The organism is Streptomyces sp. (assembly GCF_050698815.1).
In the GTDB taxonomy this organism is placed as follows: domain Bacteria; phylum Actinomycetota; class Actinomycetes; order Streptomycetales; family Streptomycetaceae; genus Streptomyces.
Genome location: NZ_JBOHCV010000230.1, coordinates 1 through 4,363, shown reverse-complemented (window position 1 = coordinate 4,363; position 4,363 = coordinate 1). Strand labels below are relative to the sequence as shown.

The 4,363-nt window shown below is 70.9% G+C and carries 5 protein-coding genes; 4 read left to right on the top strand and 1 reads right to left on the bottom strand.

Annotated features, from left to right (window positions below; genetic code table 11):
• The first annotated feature begins 298 nt into the window (after positions 1-298).
• The 4 genes from gatC to gatB are packed head-to-tail and all read left to right on the top strand — an operon-like array spanning position 299 to position 3,855.
• Complete coding sequence (gene gatC, locus ACRDP3_RS08465; RefSeq protein WP_431516232.1) at positions 299-595, top strand: Asp-tRNA(Asn)/Glu-tRNA(Gln) amidotransferase subunit GatC; 297 nt, start codon at positions 299-301, stop codon at positions 593-595.
• A 5-nt stretch (positions 596-600) separates the two neighbouring features.
• On the top strand, positions 601-2,094 hold the full coding sequence (gene gatA / locus ACRDP3_RS08460) for an Asp-tRNA(Asn)/Glu-tRNA(Gln) amidotransferase subunit GatA (protein WP_431516231.1): 1,494 nt from the start codon (positions 601-603) through the stop codon (positions 2,092-2,094).
• Positions 2,091-2,336, top strand: a complete 246-nt coding sequence (locus ACRDP3_RS08455) for a hypothetical protein (RefSeq protein ID WP_431516230.1) — start codon at positions 2,091-2,093, stop codon at positions 2,334-2,336. Before gatA ends, ACRDP3_RS08455 begins: the two co-directional genes overlap by 4 nt.
• A 10-nt stretch (positions 2,337-2,346) precedes the next feature.
• Positions 2,347-3,855, top strand: a complete 1,509-nt coding sequence (gene gatB / locus ACRDP3_RS08450; protein WP_431516229.1) for an Asp-tRNA(Asn)/Glu-tRNA(Gln) amidotransferase subunit GatB — start codon at positions 2,347-2,349, stop codon at positions 3,853-3,855.
• 88 nt (positions 3,856-3,943) lie between these two features.
• Here gatB and ACRDP3_RS08445 read toward each other — a convergent pair.
• Positions 3,944-4,363, bottom strand: a 420-nt coding sequence (locus ACRDP3_RS08445; protein ID WP_431516228.1) for an ester cyclase, incomplete at its 5' end; no start/stop codon positions are given.

Genomic DNA, 4,363 nt, shown 5'->3' with positions numbered 1-4,363 from the left:
AACCCGCGCGGGCGCGCCCGCGCGGGTTCGCGATGCGAGCACGGGCCTGCCGGCCAGGCCCTCACGGGTCCCTGCGCCGCCCGCCCGGGCTGCGCGGGTGCTCCTCACGCGAGCAGTGCCCGCGCGGCGGGGGAGGTCGCTGCGTCGCCGACCGCCTCGCTGCCCGGGCAGCGGGCGTGGTGATGCCGGTGCTTTCCGGCCCAGCCGCCCGCAAGGGCGCCCGCGGCACCCGCGGGATGGCGGGAGCCATAGGATTGGGGCGGAAACCCCGACACCACTCACCCCAGAGGACCGCTGCATGCCTGGCATCTCGCGCGAGGAGGTCGCCCACCTCGCCCGGCTGGCGCGCCTGGAGCTGAAGGACGAAGAGCTCGATCACTTCGCCGGACAGCTCGACGACATCATCGGCGCCGTGGCCGACGTGTCCGACGTCGCCGATGAGGACGTACCGCCGACTTCCCACCCGCTGCCGCTCACCAATGTCATGCGCCCGGACACGGTACGGCCGAGCCTGACCCCGGAGCAGGCGCTCTCCGGCGCGCCCGCGCAGGAGCAGCAGCGTTTCAAGGTGCCGCAGATCCTCGGGGAGGACTGAGCGAGATGGCCGACCTGACCAGACTGACCGCCGCGCAGATCGCGGAGAAGATCGCGAGCGGTGACCTCACCGCCGTCGAGGTGACCGAGGCACACCTCGCCCGTATCGACGCCGTGGACGAGAAGGTGCACGCCTTCCTGCACGTCGACCGCGAGGGCGCCCTCGCCACGGCGCGCGAGGTCGACGCGAAGCGGGAGCGCGGCGAGCGGCTCGGGCCGCTGGCCGGGGTGCCGCTGGCGCTGAAGGACCTCTTCACCACCCGGGGCGTGCCCACGACCGTCGGTTCGAAGATCCTTGAGGGCTGGATCCCGCCGTACGACGCGACGGTGACCCGCAAGCTCAAGGAGGCGGACGTCGTCATCCTGGGCAAGACCAACATGGACGAGTTCGCCATGGGGTCCTCGACCGAGAACAGCGCCTACGGCCACACCGGCAACCCGTGGGACCTGACCCGCGTCCCCGGCGGCTCCGGCGGCGGCTCCTCCGCCGCGATCACCGCCTACGAGGCGGCGCTGGCCATCGGCACCGACACCGGCGGTTCCATCCGCCAGCCCGCCGCCCTCACCGGCACCGTGGGCGTCAAGCCGACCTACGGCGGGGTGTCCCGTTACGGGATGGTCGCCTTCTCCTCCTCCCTCGACCAGGGCGGACCCTGCGCCCGTACGGTGCTGGACGCGGCGCTGCTGCACTCCGTCATCGCCGGCCACGACGAGCTGGACTCCACCTCCATCGACCAGCCGGTACCCGACGTGGTCGCCGCGGCCCGCAACGGCGACGTGGCGGGTCTGCGGGTCGGCGTCGTCAAGGAGTTCCGCGGCGAGCACTACCAGGCGGGCGTCATGCAGCGCGTCGACGAGAGCGTGGAGCTGCTGCGCGAGCTGGGCGCCGAGGTCGTCGAGGTGTCCTGCCCGTCGTTCACCAAGGCGCTGGCCGCCTACTACCTGATCGCCCCGGCCGAGTGCTCCTCCAACCTCGCCCGCTTCGACGCCATGCGTTACGGCCTGCGCGTGGGCGACGACGGCACGCACTCCGCCGAGGAGGTCACCGCGCTCACCCGGGAGGCGGGATTCGGCGACGAGGTCAAGCGCCGGGTCATGCTCGGCACGTACGCGCTCAGCTCCGGCTACTACGACGCGTACTACGGCTCCGCGCAGAAGGTGCGCACCCTCATCAGCCGTGACTTCGAGCGTGCCTTCGAGCAGGTGGACGTGCTGGTGTCGCCCACCACCCCGACCACGGCCTTCCCGGTCGGCGAGCGCGCAGACGACCCGATGGCCATGTACCTGGCCGACCTGTGCACCATCCCGGCGAACCTGGCCGGAAACGCCGCCATGTCCATTCCGTGCGGCCTGGCTCCGGAGGACGGCCTCCCCGTGGGGCTGCAGATCATCGCTCCGGCCATGGCCGACGACCGTCTCTACCGTGTCGGTGCGGCCGTCGAGGCCGCTCACCAGGCACGTTGGGGGCACCCGCTGCTTGAGGAGGCACCGTCGCTGTGAGTGGAAAACTGCAGAAGGCCAAGGGATTCAAGAAGTCCCGCACCGGCATGTACGTGTCCATCGCGACCTCGCTCTTCGGTGTGATCGGCACCGTCAAGCGCGGCAGGCAGGCCCGCCAGGAGGGCGACACGCTGCAGCTCGTCGACGTGGCCGTCTCGGCCGCGGGCATCGTCACGGGCGTCGCGCTGCTCGTACGGGAGCTGCGGCGACTCGATCTGGACGATGTCCTCGGGGACGACTGAGAGGGATTTCGTGACCGTCACTGAACTGGTGCCGTACGAGGACGCGTTGGCGGCCTACGACCCGGTCATGGGCCTGGAGGTCCATGTCGAGCTCGGCACCGAGACGAAGATGTTCTGCGGCTGCTCGACCACGCTCGGGTCGGACGCCAACAGCCAGACCTGCCCGACCTGTCTCGGGCTGCCCGGCGCGCTGCCGGTGGTCAACGCCGCCGGCGTCGAGTCGGCCGTCCGGATCGGGCTCGCGCTCAACTGCGAGATCGCCGAGTGGTGCCGCTTCGCCCGGAAGAACTACTTCTATCCGGACATGCCGAAGAACTTCCAGACCTCCCAGTACGACGAGCCGATCGCCTTCAACGGCTACCTCGACGTGCAGCTGGAGGACGGCGAGATCTTCCGCGTCGAGATCGAGCGGGCCCACATGGAGGAGGACACCGGCAAGTCGACACACATCGGCGGCGCGACCGGCCGAATCCACGGCGCCTCGCACTCGCTGCTCGACTACAACCGCGCGGGCATCCCGCTGATCGAGATCGTCACCAAGCCGATCGAGGGCGCCGGCGAGCGTGCCCCACAGGTGGCGAAGGCGTACGTCGCCGAGCTGCGGGAGCTGATCAAGGCGCTGGGCGTCTCCGAGGCCCGGATGGAGATGGGCCAGCTGCGCTGCGACGTCAACCTCTCGCTCCGTCCCCAGGGCGAGAAGGCGCTGGGCACGCGCAGCGAGACGAAGAACGTCAACTCGCTGCGCAGCGTGGAGCGCGCCGCCCGGTTCGAGATCCAGCGGCACGCGGCCGTACTCGACGCGGGCGGGAAGATCATCCAGGAGACGCGGCACTTCCACGAGGAGGACGGCTCCACGACCTCAGGCCGGGTCAAGGAGGAGGCGGAGGACTACCGCTACTTCCCGGAGCCGGACCTGGTGCCGGTGGCCCCCTCGCGCGAGTGGGTCGAGGGGCTGCGGGCGTCTCTGCCCGAGCTGCCGCGGCTGCGCCGCAACCGGCTGCGTGAGGAATGGGGCATCTCGCAGCACGAGATGCAGTCCGTGCTCAACGCGGGTGCCGTCGGCCTGATCGTCGCCACGGTCGAGGCGGGCGCCCCCGCCGACCAGGCCCGTAAGTGGTGGATGGGCGAACTGGCCCGGCGCGCCAACGAGACCGGCGCCGAACTGGCCGACCTGCCCATCGGCCCGACGGCGGTCGCCCGGGTCTGCGCGCTGGTCCAGGAGGGCTCGCTCAACGACAAGCTGGCGCGGCAGACCATCGAGGGCGTGCTGGCCGGCGAGGGCACGCCGGACGAGGTCGTGGACAAGCGCGGACTCAAGGTCGTCTCCGACGAGGGCGCCCTGGGCGCGGCCGTGGACGAGGCGATCGCGGGCAACGCCGCCATCGCCGACAAGATCCGCGGCGGCAAGGTCCAGGCCGCGGGCGCTTTGGTGGGCGCGGTGATGAAGGCCACCCGCGGCCAGGCGGACGCGGCACGCGTACGCGAACTCATCCTCGAGAAGCTGGGTGTCGAGGGCTGACCGCCGAGGGCTGACGCCCGGCTCACTTGTACGCACGCCGAGGGGCGGCCCGGACGGGCCGCCCCTCGGCGCTTTCCGGGGATGTCCCCTACGCCCGCATTTCGACCGCGCCGATCTGGCTCATCATGCCGAGCACGTCCCAGTGCCACCAGCCCTCCGCGATCTTGCCGTTCTCGAACCGGAAGGTCGTGGTGCCGACGATCTCGACCTTCTTGCCGGAGGGCGTCATGCCCCGCATCTCTCCGGTGTTGGTGCCCGTCCAGCTCCACCGCGTCACCACGCAGTCGTTCTCGGCCACTTGGTCCTCGATGGTGAACTCGAAGTCGGGAAAGGCCTTGCGGTAGCCGAGCGCCTCCGCGCGGATGCCGTCGGGCCCGTAGGTTTCGGCTTCCTTGTTGGCGACGTCGTGGTCGTGGTACCCGGCCGCGAACACCTCGTTGAAGCCCTCGGGGTCGTCCCGGCCCATGAGCTCGTCGAAGACGCGGCGTGCCGCCGCCTTGTTGAGCTG